This is a genomic window from Providencia zhijiangensis, assembly GCF_030315915.2.
GTDB lineage: Bacteria > Pseudomonadota > Gammaproteobacteria > Enterobacterales > Enterobacteriaceae > Providencia > Providencia zhijiangensis.
The window spans coordinates 480,958-497,982 of the sequence record NZ_CP135990.1; the positions used below are offsets into that span (position 1 = coordinate 480,958).

At 43.9% G+C, this 17,025-nt stretch carries 14 protein-coding genes; 5 read left to right on the forward strand and 9 right to left on the reverse strand.

Translation table 11 applies throughout. The features are described 5' to 3' along the window. Position 1: 1 nt before the first annotated feature. A complete protein-coding gene (locus tag QS795_RS02140) occupies positions 2-775 on the reverse strand; it encodes an AraC family transcriptional regulator (protein ID WP_132497125.1) in 774 nt (257 codons plus the stop codon). A 205-nt stretch (positions 776-980) separates the two neighbouring features. Here QS795_RS02140 and QS795_RS02145 point away from each other — a divergent pair, with 205 nt between their 5' ends. The 3 genes from QS795_RS02145 to QS795_RS02155 are packed head-to-tail and all read left to right on the forward strand — an operon-like array spanning position 981 to position 4,899. Further along, on the forward strand, positions 981-3,392 hold the full coding sequence (locus QS795_RS02145) for a DMSO/selenate family reductase complex A subunit (protein ID WP_318626795.1): 2,412 nt from the start codon (positions 981-983) through the stop codon (positions 3,390-3,392). Continuing rightward, positions 3,389-4,027, forward strand: coding sequence for a DMSO/selenate family reductase complex B subunit (locus QS795_RS02150; protein ID WP_318626797.1), 639 nt, complete (start codon positions 3,389-3,391; stop codon positions 4,025-4,027). The genes QS795_RS02145 and QS795_RS02150 overlap by 4 nt, the downstream gene beginning before the upstream one ends. Beyond that, entirely contained in the window at positions 4,024-4,899 is an 876-nt protein-coding gene (locus QS795_RS02155; protein WP_286271139.1) for a dimethyl sulfoxide reductase anchor subunit family protein, read from the forward strand. Before QS795_RS02150 ends, QS795_RS02155 begins: the two co-directional genes overlap by 4 nt. Before the next feature lie 33 nt (positions 4,900-4,932). Here QS795_RS02155 and QS795_RS02160 read toward each other — a convergent pair whose 3' ends face one another. From QS795_RS02160 to QS795_RS02180, 5 genes are read right to left on the reverse strand one after another with little or no spacing between them, the layout of a single operon-like run. Beyond that, positions 4,933-5,634: a fimbrial biogenesis chaperone gene (locus QS795_RS02160; protein ID WP_286271140.1), complete on the reverse strand. Its 702-nt coding sequence runs from the start codon at positions 5,632-5,634 to the stop codon at positions 4,933-4,935. Between the two features lie 12 nt (positions 5,635-5,646). Further along, positions 5,647-6,723: a fimbrial protein gene (locus tag QS795_RS02165; RefSeq protein WP_286271141.1), complete on the reverse strand. Its 1,077-nt coding sequence runs from the start codon at positions 6,721-6,723 to the stop codon at positions 5,647-5,649. 11 nt (positions 6,724-6,734) lie between these two features. After that, positions 6,735-9,242, reverse strand: coding sequence for a fimbria/pilus outer membrane usher protein (locus tag QS795_RS02170; RefSeq protein WP_286271143.1), 2,508 nt, complete (start codon positions 9,240-9,242; stop codon positions 6,735-6,737). Between the two features lie 14 nt (positions 9,243-9,256). Beyond that, a complete protein-coding gene (locus tag QS795_RS02175) occupies positions 9,257-9,949 on the reverse strand; it encodes a fimbrial biogenesis chaperone (protein ID WP_286271144.1) in 693 nt (230 codons plus the stop codon). A gap of 52 nt (positions 9,950-10,001) precedes the next feature. Next, positions 10,002-10,595, reverse strand: a complete 594-nt coding sequence (locus tag QS795_RS02180) for a fimbrial protein (protein ID WP_154602067.1) — start codon at positions 10,593-10,595, stop codon at positions 10,002-10,004. 648 nt (positions 10,596-11,243) lie between these two features. On the opposite strand from QS795_RS02180, the gene QS795_RS02185 reads away from it, so the two are divergent. Beyond that, positions 11,244-11,666, forward strand: a complete 423-nt coding sequence (locus QS795_RS02185) for a DoxX family protein (protein ID WP_006663313.1) — start codon at positions 11,244-11,246, stop codon at positions 11,664-11,666. Positions 11,667-11,727: 61 nt separating this feature from the next. Here QS795_RS02185 and QS795_RS02190 read toward each other — a convergent pair whose 3' ends face one another. Genes QS795_RS02190 through QS795_RS02200 form a run of 3 tightly spaced genes read right to left on the reverse strand, consistent with a single transcriptional unit; the run spans position 11,728 to position 14,913 of the window. Next, the gene (locus QS795_RS02190) at positions 11,728-12,543 is read right to left on the reverse strand and encodes a nucleotidyltransferase domain-containing protein (protein ID WP_418055367.1); all 816 of its coding nucleotides are present in this window, start codon (positions 12,541-12,543) and stop codon (positions 11,728-11,730) included. Positions 12,544-12,565: 22 nt separating this feature from the next. Then, positions 12,566-13,792, reverse strand: coding sequence for an RtcB family protein (locus QS795_RS02195; RefSeq protein WP_286271149.1), 1,227 nt, complete (start codon positions 13,790-13,792; stop codon positions 12,566-12,568). 2 nt (positions 13,793-13,794) lie between these two features. Further along, a complete protein-coding gene (locus tag QS795_RS02200) occupies positions 13,795-14,913 on the reverse strand; it encodes a slipin family protein (protein ID WP_286271150.1) in 1,119 nt (372 codons plus the stop codon). A 480-nt stretch (positions 14,914-15,393) separates the two neighbouring features. Between QS795_RS02200 and rtcR the strand changes: the two genes are divergently transcribed. Next, complete coding sequence (gene rtcR / locus QS795_RS02205; protein ID WP_318626798.1) at positions 15,394-16,977, forward strand: RNA repair transcriptional activator RtcR; 1,584 nt, start codon at positions 15,394-15,396, stop codon at positions 16,975-16,977. Positions 16,978-17,025: the final 48 nt, after the last annotated feature.

Sequence of the window (17,025 nt, forward strand, 5' to 3'; positions counted from 1 at the left end):
GCTAGGATTCAATACGTTGAATAAAGCTCGATGGGGTTTGTCCAAGCCATTTTTTAAACATGGTTGAGAACGAACCCACATTGCTGTAACCAAGATCAAACGCCACCTCAGTGATCGACTTGCCTGCTGAAATCTGGCTAATGGCACTCAGTAAGCAGGCTTGTTGTCGCCAATCTGAAAATGACAACCCCGTTTGCGCCCCAAAAAAGCGGCTAAATGAACGGTCGCTTTTGTGCAACTTTGCAGCCCATTCTTGGGGAAGCGAGGTAATTTGCGGTGATTTTAAAAATTCACGGCACAGGGCAGCGAGGCTTTCATCTCGCGGGATAGGGGCAAAGAATGGCAGCGGCTCGGCGCGTGCCACTTCATGGAGGATTAACTGCATCAATGATCCATCGCGTCCGTTAAGATCATATTCCAGCGGCACATCAACCGCTTCTAATAACAATTGGCGAAGTAAAGGCGTGACGCGCAAAACTTCGCATCGATTGCCTTGGCGGGGCGCTGCCGCAGGTTCGATATATAAACTGCGGGTGCTGACATTCAGCATCCGTGTTTCATGAGCCGTATTCTCCGGGATCCACACGCCACTGTCAGGGGGAATAACCCACTCACCATCTTCAGTACTCACCTCAATTAGCCCCGTTGCACCATATAAGAATTGAGCGCGGCGGTGCTTATGAGAATCCAACAGTACGTTGGGTAAGTAATCCGTCGCAAGTGCGATAACATCCCGGGCGACACTATCAATGGTACTTAGTGGAATATTTCTCATCGTAATTTTGGTTACCGTCGTTCATTGGCTGAAATTCAAACATAACGAATTATTTTCTGAATATAGGCAAAATTTATTGATATAACCACATGTTTTAGGCGGTTGGCTGAAATTCCAATGCCTTTGGCGGTTTTTCAAAAGTTGGCTCAGTGGGAAATGTTTACGCTATCGCGGCAACCTAATGTACGCCAGAGGTAGAGTTACCATGAAAAATTATAATGATCAGAGTGAACATCTGATTGAACCATTGACCCGTCGTCGGTTTATTCAAGGCAGCTCTGCACTCATGGCTGTCCCATTTATTGCCACGAACACGGCCGCTTCAACACCAGAAAACCCCAATATTATTCCGACGACCACCTTGCCAAATGACGGTGAGCGAGTGGTTTCCACATGCAGCAGTTTTGACTGCGGCGGAAAATGTGATATTCGCGCCCACGTTAAACAGGGCGTTGTTACGCGCATCAGCACACGTCCCGATGGCGATCTTGATGAAGAGATGCCGATTATGCGTGCCTGTGTACGTGGGCGCAGCTATCGCAAATTTGTCTACCATCCGAACCGCTTAAAATACCCAATGAAGCGCGTGGGCAAACGTGGTGAAGGGCATTTCGAGCGAATTAGCTGGGAAGAAGCCACCACGCTTATCGCTGAAAATATGCAGCGAATTAACCAGCAATATGGCCCCGCATCACGCTTTGTGAGCTTAAGTACTGGGGTGACGGGCGGCATTTTTTCAGGGGCGAATATGCTACGCCGCCTGTTTAATTTGACGGGGGGATTTCTGGAAAATTACCACTCCGTCAGTAACGGTAACACTATGGCAGTGACGCCCTACACTTATGGCACCTCGGCGAGCGGCAGTACATTAGATACATTGGAAGAGACCCCATTGGTGATTTTATGGGGGCATAACCCGAATGAGACTATTTTCGGTCACACCAACCATTACTTCCAAAAAATGAAGAAAAATGGCACCAAGTTTATTGTGGTGGATCCGCGCTATTCCGATACTGCCTCTTCGCTGGCGGATCAGTGGATCCCGATTTTACCGACCACCGATAACGCGATGATGGATGCCATGATGTACGTGATCATCAGCGAAGGTCTGCATGATCAGGCATTTATCGATACCTACACCGTTGGCTTTGATGAGCACCAAATGCCAGATGGAGTACCGGAGCATGAATCCTTAGTCTCCTACTTGATGGGAAAAAAAGATGGCGTGGTGAAAACCCCTGAATGGGCGGCGCTGATAACCAAAGTGCCTGCACAAACCATTCGCCAGCTTGCCCGTGAATATGCCACAACCAAACCCGCCGCTTTGATGCAAGGGTGGGGACCGCAGCGTCATATTTGTGGGGAGCGCTCTGCGCGTGGTGCGACATTGCTGGCAACCATTACGGGAAACGTCGGTGTGAAAGGGGGTTGGGCTGCTGGTTATGGCATGGCCGTGACGCCAGATCTTCGTAAAACACTGGCGGGTCCCAGCCTGTTTGAAAACCCAGTTAAAGCGAAAATTAATATCACCAACTGGGTACAAGCCTGTGAAGATGCCAGCCTAGTTACACCGGATAACGGCTTAAAAAATGCGGAAAAACTAGATACCGAAATCAAAATGATTTTTTCCCTTGCGGGAAATTACATGACGAACCAAAACCCCGATATTCGCCATGCCGCCAAAGTGCTGGAGGATGAAAACAAGGTTGAGTTTATCGTCTACAGCGACCTGTATATGACCCCAAGCGCCAAATATGCCGACATTTTACTGCCTGAAACCAGCTTTTTAGAACGTTGGAATGTTGGCGGGACGTGGGGCACAGGGAATTATATTATTCTGTCTGAAAAGGTCGCGGAGCCTGAATTTGAACGTCGCAGTGATTATGAGTGGCTCTGGGATGTGGCAAACAAATTGGGTGTGGGTGAAAAATTCAGTGAAGGGCGCACGGAAAAGCAGTGGATTGAACATCTGGTCAATGATGCTCATGAAAAACGTCCTGAAGATGGAATTCCCACTTTTGATGAATTGTTGATTAAACGTCGCCATCTTTTGAAACATAAGCCCCATACGGGGCATGTAGCATTTGAGAAAAATATTAAAGACTTAGCCAATAACCCGTTTGAAACCCCATCGGGCAAAATCGAGATTTTCTCGAAACGTCTGTATGACCGTAATGACCGCGATATTCCGGCGCTCTCCCATTATGTGCCTGCGATTGAAGGCCCTGAAGATGCTCTAACGCAGCAATATCCGCTGCAATTGATTACGTGGAAAGGGCGCAACCGCGCGAACTCCACCCAGTTTGCGAACCCATGGTTGCAAGAAGTGCAGCGCCAAGAGTTGTGGATCAACCCGATTGACGCCAAACGTCGCCACATTACAGAGGGCGATCGCGTGAAAGTACATAACGATCGAGGTATCACGATGGTACCTGTCAAAATCACGTCGCGGATTATGCCGGGAGTAGTGGCATTGCAAGCGGGAGCATGGTGGCAGCCAGATGAAAATGGTGTCGATCAAGGGGGATGTGCCAACGTTTTAACATCTGCACGCAGTACTGCAATGGCGCACGGTAATGCCCATCAAACCTTATTGGTGGAGGTAGCAAAAGCATGAGTAAATTCCACGTTTATCCCGCAGTGAGTAACAAACAACTCGGGTTTTATATTGATTCGGCGCGCTGCTCAGGATGCAAAGCGTGTCAGGTTTCCTGCAAAGATAAAAATAATCTCGAAGTTGGACGTAAATTTCGTCGGGTTTATGAGATCACGGGCGGAGAATTTATCGAAAATGGCTGCGGCAGTTGGGAGAACAACGTGTTCGCCTACACCCTGTCTATCTCGTGTAACCACTGCGCTGACCCAATGTGCGTAAAAAATTGCCCAACTACTGCCATGCACAAGCGTGAAGGGGATGGCATCGTGATGGTCAATACGGATAAATGTGTGGGTTGCGGAACTTGTGCGTGGTCGTGCCCCTATGGTGCGCCGCAGATGAATCCCGAAACCAAGCAAATGTCCAAGTGCGATTTCTGTATTGATTTACAACTGCAAGGGCAGACTCCCGTATGTGTGGCGACGTGCCCACTCGGTGCAATTCAGTTTGGCCCTATTGATGAGCTGCGCGAGCGCTTCGGCTCGCAAGCTGATGTGAAAGGGCTGCCAGACTCATCCATTACTCACCCCAATTTAGTGATCCACCCGCACCAAGGGGCGGGGCGTCATACCGCGATCCAAGGAGCGAAAAAATGAATGAATGGCCACTATTAATATTTACCTTGCTGATGCAAGCCTCTATCGGGTTAAGTGTGATGCTGGGGATTTGTGCAAAAAGATTGGCGACGACTCTTGGTGGAAATATTCCTTCGAGCTTTCTGTTGCGCTATTTGTTTATCGCTTGTGTGCTGGCAGGTATGGGGTTGCTCTCCTCCATTACACACTTGGGGGTGCCGCTCAATGCACCCAATTCGTTATTAAATATTTTCTCCTCTTGGCTCAGTCGTGAAGTGGTTTTTACGGCGACTTACTTTACGTTCTTGGGCCTCACTTTTTTGTGGATGTGGTTTAAAAAACGACTGTCTTACGGGTTATTGGGGCTGGCGATTATCGCGGGACTGTGTGATGTGCATGCGATGGGGTCGATTTACCGTTATACCTCCATGTTAGTGTGGATGAATGACAATACCTATCTGATGTTTTATGGGGCGATGTTGACCCTAGGGGCGGCAGGCTACTATTTACTGGTTAGCCTTCTACTGAAAGATCGAGGTCAAAATAGGGCGCTTGCATTATTGATGGTGGTGGGCGTGAGCTTAGTGGTTCGTTTGATTTATCAACCATTCTACGAAAACTATTTGCTGGAAACCGCTTATACCAATGAATCCGTCACTTTTCCCATTGATTCAATTAATGCTTATCAACAGATTTGGTTACTGCGTTTAGCCAGTTGGGTGATTGGGTTTATTGCCATTGTGGCTATCGGTATGGGGGCATTTTATCGCATTAAAGGCGAAGCACAGGGCGTTCTGGTTGGGCGTAGCCACTATGTTCTTGTGGTGGGCTGTGTTTGTGCGCTGATTGCGGAATTTATGCTGCGTTACTGTTTTTATACGATCCATATTTAAAAATGAATAACCGAGCCAGATAGGTTCGGTTATCTAATTTACGCTTAAAGCATGGGTGACTAAGCTGCCTTGATCATTGATATACACCGCAATAAGTTTACCATTTTGCCGATGACTCCCTTCTAGCTTTTCAGTTGAATACGGTGGGATCATAACGCTTTTCGCGATGGGGGTATTTTGGTTATTTTCATAATAGAGCTGTGAAATATTCAAAAAATAAGGGGTAGGGTTTTTAATCGAAAGCTGATTCTCGGAATGTAAGGCACTCACGTTATTGATAAATGACTCTACGCCACTGGCAAGCGCTGCGGGTCGATAAAAAACTTTGATACGAATTTGTAGCGCTAACTGAATAATATTCATCCCTTCTTTATTTAGAGGTTTTGGCGAGATATCAAGTACATTCAGGTAAAAAACAGATTCTCTATCTTGCGGTAAATCCCCTCCAATAAATCGAATCCGTAATTGCGCGCCATCATGAGCGGCGATTTTGGTCACAGGCGGCGTCACAATAAACGGCGCCTCTGTTGTTTCAGGGGTGGAATGGATATTGCCCTCATCAACCCAACTCTGGACTAAGCTTGCTTGTTCACTGTCATTAATGGTTTGAATATTGGCAGATTTTTGGTCGCTTAAGTAAATCAGACGCGTTTTTTTGAGTATTAAGCTCGCGTGCACCTGTGAGCTGAGAAGGAGCAACATAAAACTGTAAATAATCCCTTGAATATATCGCATTTTTTCATCCTTCTAATTATAAGACATGACCACAGTTGCGGTGCTGGATACAGGGCCTTGCGTCACGATGGCAGGGGTATAAGGGTAATAGTAAGCCCCCATATTGAGGGTAAATGATGGGGATATTGGGCTCCCTTTTGTTACCGTGAAAATAGAGGTTGCGGTATTTTGTGCAGCCACGCTATTGGAGAGGGTAATTGGGCTGGTGGGATTACTTGCAGCGACCAAGCGAAAACCTACACCTGCGGCGCCTTGGCTGGCAGTATTATTCATGGTGGTTTTATCTGTCGCGAGTAAGCTGCTGCTGGATAAAAAGATATTGATATCTCTTGATGCGTTGCCTCCTGCAAGAAAATCACTGCAAGTGAAGTTGAGATTAAAGGGAGTATAGCCTGCACGTGTTGCTGATTTAACGGTACTGATGCTGACGGGGGGCAGGGTCACTACTAAACCTTGGTTTGCAAAGTTACAGGTGGTGGTAATAGGGCTATAAGTCACTTGAACGGGTTGTAAATAGATATCATCAGGCTGAGTTGTCCATACAAATCCCAGTAAAAATGCTAAGAGTCTAGCCACCACATCAATAAGCCATTGTACAAGACCTAAAGTGGATGCATCCGAAGCAAAAACAACGGGGTTAATCGTTGCGGTGCTTCCTGCAATTTCAATATAGTTCGAGCTCGGTTTGACAGTCACCAGTGTAAATTGCATGGTGAAATTTACATTGAGTTCATTGGCGTTATGGGAACCAGGGGACAAGTTTGACACATTGTTTTTTTCTAATTTAGTGACTGTCACTTCGACTAATTGCTTACCTCCATTGAATCCCACGGTCGCTTTTCGACCTTGAAATGGTGAGGCAATACCTACGACATTAGGGAGTAATCCATTATTGGTACAAGTAAATGTACCGGAAAATATGGTTCGAGAGTCTTTGGTTACGACAGTCGATGAGCTGGTTAAATCGTTTGATAAATCAAAAGTAATAGGGGATGCCGTGACGGTTGACGCTTGTCGACAGTTAGCAGAGGCATACTGGCTGACGGCAAGTAAACTTGAAAATAATAGTGCCAATGTGGTTTTTTTCATTGGATTTTCCTTTATTGACAGCGGTTTTTACCTTTATCCATCGTGTCAACTGGTTGATGGATCACACACTCTCTCTCCCCTTTCAGCTTGATGTGTAAGGCTGAAGGTAGCTGTTCACTCTTAAGGTACAGCACGCCAGATTGCCCTACATAGCCAATATTTTGCTGCTGTGGATCGACGACTTCAGTACCAAATGGCAGGCTGTGACCATTGGCTAATTCACCGCGTAAAATAAAGGTTTGCCGAGTGTCTGTTTCTAACTTGATGTAGTTAACTGCGCCTTGGTACGGGCTGATGTTTGCCATATTTCCGAGCACTTCAGCGCCAGCCGTATTTTCGGTATCAGAAAGGGTATATGAATTAGCGCGATAAGGGGTGCTGTTGGTCACTAGCACCACACCGCGCTGATTGGTTAGCGTGGTTTTATCGTCATTGACCATCATATTATTGGCCATTGGGGCATCAATGATGGTGTAGGTATCTCCGGTATCACCTGATAAGGCGATATGGTTAGGGATAGCGACCAAGGTACCTCGAGCGCCTAATCCGGCCTGACGATAATCATTCGCTTCGGTATATGAACCGGATAATGTGGTGTAAGGGTGCTTATAGGTAATATTTCCACCGAGGACATTGTTACCCCCAGACTGATTCGTGCCTGTCACGGTGTAATTAACTTGGTTATCTTTCCCCGCGATACCACTGACACTCAAGGCCGTTTGTTCATAGTGAGAGTCAGTAAAATAGCTGCCTAAGCTCACGTTAGCGCGTTTTTCGAATAGGTTAATAGGAACGCTAACATTCATATAAACGCGGGTTTCTTCTTTGTTATCGTAATTACGCATCCGTGATACGGACACGCTGTAGGAAATGTCGTTATAGTTGTTGGCATAACCAACTTGATATTCTCGGCTACTGCCGTGAGTATTCCAGTAATCACGATGGGTTCCAGAAACAAAAACAGAGCCATAATTGTCGCCAAGTTGCTGATTCAAGTTAACGGTGAAGGTATTTTTCGCCCGTGAGCCTCGTAAGGCATCGAAGTTACTTAGCGAGAGATCGGAATTGTTATTATTATTGCCAATTTGGTTGGCATTTTCGTCTTGATATCGCTGCCAGGCTTTATAGTTATCATGAGAATAAATTGAATCGACAAAGCTATAGTAGCCGCTAGTGGAATAGCGGTATGTGGCGAGAGTTAAACTGGTCGAGGTGGCGTCAATAAATTTACTGTAGGTTAAACGATAGCTTTGGCCACTCTTATCTCCGCTATCTAATTTAGTTTTGGCATGAGTGATGTCTGCGGAGATAGCACCAAAGCGAAAGTTCCAACCACTCCCAATAACGGCGGAGTAATATTTTTCACTGAGCAGAGCGCCGGAATAGAGCGTCACTAAGTTATTCAAGCCGTAATGATATTCACCTTGAATAAATTTAGGTTGGTATGAGGTATTGTCGATTTTGGCTTGCCCAGCAAGAACGTTATAGTTGGAAACGCCCTCTTTAAGCATGTCGGGTACGGCGGAGTAGGGAACAGAGAATGATTCTTTTCGGCCATCCGCTTCTTGTATTACCACCAATAAATCACCGCTTCCCGCGCTAGGCTGAATATCGTTAAATGCGAATTCACCTGGCGGCACGTTTTCTTGATAGACCAAATACCCATTTTGATAAACGGTGACTAAGGCGTTGGTTTGTGCGACGCCTCGAATAATCGGCACAAAGTTTTGGCTTGAGTTCGGCAACATACCCACTTCCGTTGCGAGCATTATTCCTCGCATACGGATGCTATTAAATAGCGCCGTTGGTGTATAAAAATCGCCAGCCTTCAGCCCTGAATTAATCTGGCTGATTGGGCGGTATACATAGCGGGTGTTATTGCGCCATTTTTGCGAGCCATGGGATGAATAGCGATAGCTTGATTCATCACGAAATTGCCATGCACCTAAATTGACACCCGAGTTGAGGGTGGCATAGAAATTCTCATTATTTCTCTTCTCGTGTTTCTTCTCTTTATAACTGTAATAGTTTGTATTATAAGAAAAAATAATGGCTGGCACGCCATGTTGCCACAAGCTGGGATCGACATAACCAGATTCAGATTGTTTAATTGATACTTGTGGAACAGTAATGTTTAGTCGCAACTCACTGATTTTAAATTGGTAATGTAGGTTGGGTGCCAGTGAGCTGAGTTGAACATATGCGTTATCTTCAGTCTGATCTGTTTGGTTAGGTGTGGTTTTTAAGCCGAGCTTAGGGACATCACTTTGCGCAATGCTGATTTGCTTACCATTATCTTCAACATTGATGTCAAACTGTCCTTTCCAAACCTGATTAACATAGATGTCCGCAAGCTGTTTGCCAGCTGGAGTTTGTCCATCAGAATAGAAACGAGAAATATCTCCTTTTGCAGATTCACCCACCAAAAGGGAGGTATCAAATTCATCTGCAAATGCATTTTTTAGATAAGTCTGTAGCCCTATTAAAATAAGGATGTAGAGATAATTTTCTTTTTTCATGATGGTTTCTTCTGTTAAAGCTGAAGGTTTTTAGATTTGAAAACACCATAATCATCAACATAAGTCAGAATAAGATTGCTACCTTTTAACTGCTTTTTTAACGGCAGAGTTTTGGATGTGTGTGGTGGAACCATCTCGGAATCAACAAGCGCTGTTTTTTTATCTTCAGGCGTTGTAATAGCAGCGATTGTAAAGTGGTATTGGGAGTTATTATTCACGACAATACCGTTATTATTTAGTTGGTAACTAATATTGTCCGTGATATTTTCAGGTGATTCAGTTAATCCCGTAGGTCGATAAAATAACTTTATTCTTGAACGTGCCGCTAATTGAATTCCATTTTTCCCTTTCATTGAATCAGGTGCTTTAGGAATATCTAGGACATTTAAATAAAAAACACTTTCAACATTATCTGGGAGTTTTCTATCTGTTTTTTTGATTTTTAATTGTTGCCCTTGTAAACCCTCTATTTTGATAATGGGAGGATAAAGATAAAAAGGTGCGTCTGAATTTTCAGGCGTTGAGTTTATATTGCCATCATCAATCCAAGATTGAACTAATGATGGTGTTTTACTGTTATTAGTTAATTGAATAGACATGCTTTGTGCAGCTTCCGGATATATAATCCTTGTTCCTGTAATAATAACGTTTGAAAATGTTTCTTTAGAAAAGAATAAAAGAAGTAAGAATAATAATTTTATTTTCATAATAAATTCTCACTAAAAGCTAGGCTCAGAGGAACCTAGCTTGAGTTTATTGTTATAGATATGAAACGGTATAAATAACGTTTGATTGCAGCGCACCGACAGATGCGGCAGTCGCATTTGTTTTGTAGTAACTCGCAATTAAGTTCAATGTTGCACCCGCAGCTGAAGTGGTATTGGCTGCAGTTAGCTGAGTATCAAAGGTCGTATTTAATGGAATAGCAACAGTTGGTGATCCAGTTTGTGATAAGCTGAAACCTACGTTGCGAGCAACGGTCGGGTCATTTTCGTTCACTGTTGTATTCATTAAATACAGGCCTGAAGGCGAAATATTACTTGAAGAGAAGTGAAGTTTTAATGTTCCTGCTGGTGTACCTCCACCAACAATTGCACAGTTTGAAAAGGTAAGCCCAAAGGCTTTTTGGTTTTTTGTAATAACTGTACTTGCCGTTGTTCCTGCATCAGAAGATATAATCGGATCTAAAGCAATCGACATATCAGCGCTGTTATTACCATTAATCGTACAGGTAGTATCACTAATTGCACCGGAGAAAGAAATAATACCTCCAGGGCTATTTGTGGCAGCAATTACTGAGCCAGATAACACGGATAAGGACAGTATTGATAGAGAAAGTATATGTCTAGGCATAATTAACCCCATCGAGGTTCTCGATTAATTAAAATAAGTGATTTTTTTTCGCTAACCAGAATTGACTAGCTTTTTAAGCTTAGACAAGGTTTAAAGATCTTCAAGATATGTAAAGTGGAATTATCAGGTTTATAAAACCAATGATTTTAAATTTTCAGATTAAAAAACTGATTTTTTTATTTTTAATTATCTTATGTACTATTTTCTTGCTTGTAATGAGTGATGTTACTTAGTTAAGTATAGATAATATAAGGAAGATTTTGTTTCTTGGTTTTTTTCTATTTTATTTTTATTCTGGCATTTTTTGTTTTTATTTATCTTCAGTATTTAAACAGGTAAAAAGAGTATTTTGCTTTTCTTATATTTTTGTTTAATTAATTAAAAATTTATTGAGTGATTAGTCTTGTTAATTATGTGGTCAATTTTTGACGGGGTTCTTTTCAATTTAACTGCACATTGAGTTGTGGGGTTCAAAAAATTAGTTCAAAAAAAGAGAGCATAAACGCTATTTTTGAATAAGAAATAGTGCATTAAAAATAACTAAAATTACCTTGATATAGATGAATAAAATGAAAATTAAAACAATTCTCATTTCTGATTTTTGAACCATAATGATAAGTAACATAACGTAGAGAGATGGGGTGCAAAATGGTCGGACTTTTCAATCGTTGTTTGTCACATGAAGACGCAGGAAAATTGCTGTTGCGCTTAGCGGTGGGCGGATTAATGCTATTTCATGGAATGAGCAAGTTGCTAACAGGTGCGAGTGGCATCAAAGGGTTGTTAGCCTCTTATGGTTTACCTGAATTTATTGCTTACGGCACAATTTTGGGTGAAGTGGTTGCCCCTATTTTCATTGTGTTGGGTATTTTAACCCGACCATCCGCGTTGTTAGTGGCGTTCACGATGGTTGTTGCATGGTTAATGGTGGGGTTAGATAAAACGTTCTTACTGGATAAAACAGGGGCATGGGCGATTGAGAGCATCGTTTATTTCTTTGTGAGTGCGCTAGCGATTGCTTTGCTGGGTGCTGGGAAATATTCCGTGGTAAAAAGTGAGAATTGGCGATAAATAACGTGAAATAGTGAAAAGGGCATCGAAATCGATGCCCTTTGTTTGATAATGAAAAATGCTATTTAGCACTAAATTTTAAGATGGTTTTCTGTAAGAACGTATCTAACAGGCGACTATCTCTACAAGACGGCTCTGGAAATTGATAGCGTTCCATGTTGTCTATCGTTTCCTGGATTAATGCATCAATAGCGGGTCTGCGCGTACCATAAAGGCTTTCTTTGCCTCGACCTTTTATCTCTAGCAGCGTATTAATTTCTGCTAATACATCCTTTTGGCTAACACATGCCGCGACTAAATCACTAAAAGCCATCGGTGGCATATTTTTATGGTTCTCTATCCATCGCAAGGCTAATACGGATCGTAAGATATAAAAGTATTTTTTTAATCTCACTTCTTCGCCCTTAAAATCAGTGTGTAAGTTTCTTTTACTGATAGAAAGGTAGTGATAACGCGCTTTTAACGGCGAGTAAAATTGTTCAGCCAGTGATTCTAACTGAGCAAAAAAGCCCTCATCTTTATGATAAACAATCGGTGATTGTAACCATTCAATTAATGCGGGGTTGGAATTACGCATCAGTTTTAAGGCTTTTGATAATTCCCAGCCCGATACATCTAGCTCGTCGTCAATCGGCTTTTCTATCACATCACGCTTTCTGTCGAGTGTGAGATACCACTCGAGTGTATGCACATAGATAAAGCGCACATCATAATCGCTGTCTTGCGAGGCAAATCCCCAGCCACGACTACCGGATTCACAGGCAAATAATATTTTGACTTGGTGAGAGCGTTCTATCTCGCTTAATGTTTCACGTATCCTTTCTTGCATAAGCATGGATACGCCATCACTTATTTTTTCCATGCTGCTATTTTCCATTTGAATTCCTAATTGGGGAAAATTACCCCTTCACACATACCACTTGGCGTAGCGTATGCACAATTTCTACTAGCGACGATTGGGCTGCCATAACTGCATCAATGTCTTTATAAGCCATTGGAATTTCATCAATCACATCGCTATCTTTTCGGCATTCAACATGCGCCGTCGCTATCTTTTGGTCGCTCACTGAAAAACGTTTTTTAGCCTCTGTTCGGCTCATTACACGTCCTGCGCCGTGGCTACATGAACAAAAACTCTCTTCGTTTCCTAGACCGCGAACAATAAAGCTTTTGGCTCCCATTGAACCTGGAATAATCCCCATTTGCCCTTTTTGGGCAGATACCGCCCCTTTTCGGGTTACTAGGATCTCTTCACCAAAATGTTGCTCTTTCTGCACATAGTTATGGTGGCAGTTTACGGCTTCTTGTTGCGTCATAAACGGTTTGGTGATTTCTTTCGATAGCGCTTCCAGTACGCGGTGCATCATCACTTCACGGTTATGGCGAGCAAAATCCTGCGCCCAACCTACGGCTTCCATATAGTCGTTAAAATATTGGCTTCCTTCTTGGAAGTACGCCAAATCACGGTCTGGCAAGTTGGCGATATGCTGCTGCATATCTTTTTGCGCTAAGGTAATAAACAAGTTACCAATCGCATTTCCCACACCGCGAGACCCGCTATGTAGCATCACCCAAACGCGGTCTTGCTCATCCAAACACAGCTCAATAAAGTGGTTTCCCGTTCCCAGCGTTCCTAAGTGATTGTAATGGTTAGTTCCACGCAGTTTTGGGTATTTATCGCAGATGCGTTTGAACTTTTCATCCAGTTGCGCCCAGTGGGTATCCACAATATCAGGGGCGCGATGCCAAGCGCCTTTATCTCGACCATGTCGATGGGTGGTTCGTCCGTGAGGTACCGCCGCTTCAATGGCAAAACGGATATTTTGCAGGCTATCTGGCAAATCCGATGCAGTTAATGATGTACGCACTGCAATCATCCCACACCCGATATCCACACCAACCGCCGCAGGGATAATCGCTCCTTTAGTTGGGATCACGCTCCCAATGGTGGAGCCTTTACCGACATGCACATCTGGCATCACTGCTAGGTGTTTAAAGATAAACGGCATTTTTGCCGTGTTTTGCAACTGGGTCACTGCTGCAGGATCAACTGGAACTCCGTGAGTCCACATTTTTACTGGCGCACTATTGGGTTGCATGATTTGGTTAAAGTTATTGTTATTCATTGTTATTCCTTAATTTTTACCAATCCGTTTAATACTTGATCCAATCCACCGTAAACGGAAATTTGGTCGATTCGATGTGCAATACTTTCTAAGGTTTCGAGCTCTTTTAAACGCAAGGCAACGGGATTGTTTTCCATCACTTTGGCAGTATTTAACAGTGAGCGCGTGGCAGCGGTTTCTTCGCGGCGACGGATCACGTTGGCTTGCGCCGATTTTTCGGCTTCTACAACCTGAGACAATATGGTGCGCATGTCTCCTGGTAAAATAATGTCTTTCACGCCAATGCTATCGATTTCTAAACCGAAGGTGAGGGAGGTTTGTACCACATGCTCCATCATCAGTTGGTCGATTAACTGCTTGTTTTCCAACAGTTCATCTAAAGTACGTGTGCCGATAATTTCACGCAGGGCAAATTGCAGCTCGCGATATAAATAATCCACTGGTTGGCTCAATTTGGATAACGCCAACAAAATGTCGGCATAGCGCCAGTTTGCCGATAAGTTAACACGCAAAGTGACTTTATCTTTGGTCAAGATTTCCTGGCCGCTAACTTCCAATGCCTGTAACCGCGTATCAAATACGTCAACTTCAGGCTTACGACAAATCTTCCAGTAACCGTAAGTGCCGGGTTGTAAAACTGACTGGATCTCGCCATCCAACTTAAATATACCGACATGCCATGCAGGGACTTGGCTGATTAAGGCCAGATCGGTACCTTTGATGCGTTTTTTACCCGCTAAACGCGCCAGTAATGTTGGGTTGATAACCACATCGTCAGTCAATTGGGTTTCGATGCGTAACGAATTGCCAGTTTTCCAGTACAGGCGGCGCGTTGCGGGCGCTAAAATTTCCGTCAGGCTGTTATGCAAATAAACAAAGCCCATTTCATCATCTGCGAGAGTGATGTTCACGCAGTATTCTTCAATCCAATCAGGATGAAACTGGCGTAAATGCTCAGCAAGTTTCTCTTCAATTGGGTCATTATTCAGTTCAAACATAGAAACCGTCAGTTTATTAAACCAATCATTGAGGCGATGTTCGCCAGCCACGAACAATTGCTTGAAATCGCCTTTGTTTGATGTCAGTGCAATGTATCCCTGTGCCACGTTAATTTTTGTCATTGTTATTTTCCTTTTTATTTATAGAGGTGTTATCGAAATCATCGACGAAGCGATGAGGGAAACAATCGAGCGCCATACGGCTGTCTACTGTTTTGCTCAATGCCCGGTGCGATGACTCGGATAACACTGTGTGGCGAAACGGCAACCACGTTTTATTCATTTGGTTTTGAATGCCGGGACTCGAACCCGATAGCGCATGCTATTACCAGATAGGTCTTACCAACGGCGGAATACAGACCATGAAGTGGGGCTAGCCACCATGTCTGCACCGGTAGAACTGAAGTTCTGACAAATTCCGGTAGTGGACAGTCAGACTATTGCCAGATGCGTGCCAACTTTCTAAAAATGCCATTAAATATTTTTAATTAATTGATAATTAACATTTAATTATTTTTGTGATTTTTTCGGTGCCATTGTTGAACGGAGTGAATTATGCTTATTTATATATTTTTATATCTCAACTTATAAATATTTATAAATATGAATCAAAAAAGAAAAGTGGTTATTGGCGTATTGGGTACCGTGCTCGACCGTCGTGGTAAAAAAGCCAATCGCTGGAAAAAATGGCGCCCTACTGTGGGACTGTGCCAACAAGTAGATTTAGATATTCACCGTTTTGAGCTTATCCATCAGGTGAACGATTACTCGCTAGCGTGTCGCGTGAAAGAGGATATTGAGCAGGCATCACCAAAAACGGAGGTAGTGCTGCGTGAGGTGGATATTGCGGATCCATGGGATTTTGAAGAGGTCTACACTTCATTGCTGGATTTTTCTGCGGACTACCCTTTTGATACGGAAAACGAAGAGTATTTGGTGCATATCACCACGGGCACCCACGTGGTACAAATCTGTTGGTTCTTGCTAACTGAAGCCCATTATTTGCCCGCAAAATTGATCCAAACTTCACCGACTCGTGGGGAGCGGGAAACCGATCCGGTGGGTATGTATGCGGAAATTGACCTCGATTTAAGCTGTTATGCGCAGATCACCAGCCGCTTTGAAAGCCAGCAACAGACTCAGTTGGCGTTCTTAAAGGCGGGTATCGCCACCCGTAATCGGGCGTTTAATACCATGATTGAGCAGATTGAGCGCGTGGCACTGCGTTCTAAAGCACCGATTTTGCTCAATGGCCCTACGGGTGCAGGGAAATCTTTTCTCGCTCGGCGAATTTATCAATTGCGCCAAGGACGCCACCAAGTTAAAGGGCGTTTTGTGGAGATCAACTGCGCCACTTTGCGTGGTGATAATGCAATGTCTACGTTATTTGGGCATGTGAAGGGTGCATTTACGGGAGCGCTTAATCCACGCCAAGGGCTATTGAAAGAAGCTGATGGCGGAATTTTATTTTTGGATGAAATTGCCGAATTGGGTCTTGATGAGCAAGCAATGCTATTGAAAGCCATTGAAGAAAAAAGCTTTTTTCCATTCGGGTCAGACAGTGAAATTCAAAGCGATTTCCAGTTGATTGCAGGAACCCATCGCAACCTTGCCGAGTGGGTGGAAGAGGGGAAATTCCGCGAAGATTTATTCGCCCGTATTAATATGTGGACATTTGCGTTGCCGGGGCTGGCGGATCGCCGTGAAGATATTGAGCCGAATATCGATTATGAATTGGCAAAATTCTGCCAAGCGGAGCAGAGCCAAATCCGCTTTGATAGAGAAGCTCGTCAACACTATGTTCAGTTTGCTTGCTCCCCTCAAGCCGCATGGCGTGGTAATTTCCGTGAATTAGGTGCTTCAATTTCCCGTATGGCAACCTTCGCGGAACATGGGCGTATCACCCAGTCAGTGGTAGAGGAAGAAATTCAGCGCTTAAGCCAGCAGTGGCAGCCAAAATCTAAGCTACAACTTCCTGAACAAGTGGGGGAAATCGATCTATTTGAGCAGCAGCAGTTGGCCACAGTACTGGATGTGTGCAGGAAATCTTCTTCCTTGTCTGAAGCGGGACGCACACTATTTGCGGTTTCTCGCCAACAGAAAAAGCAACCGAATGATGCAGATAGGCTGCGAAAGTATTTAGCCAAATTTGGGTTGGATTGGGATGGGGTGAAAGCAGGGGCTTGAGGGGGCTAGAACGCTCAATCGCAGAAAATATATAGCCATAAAAAATCC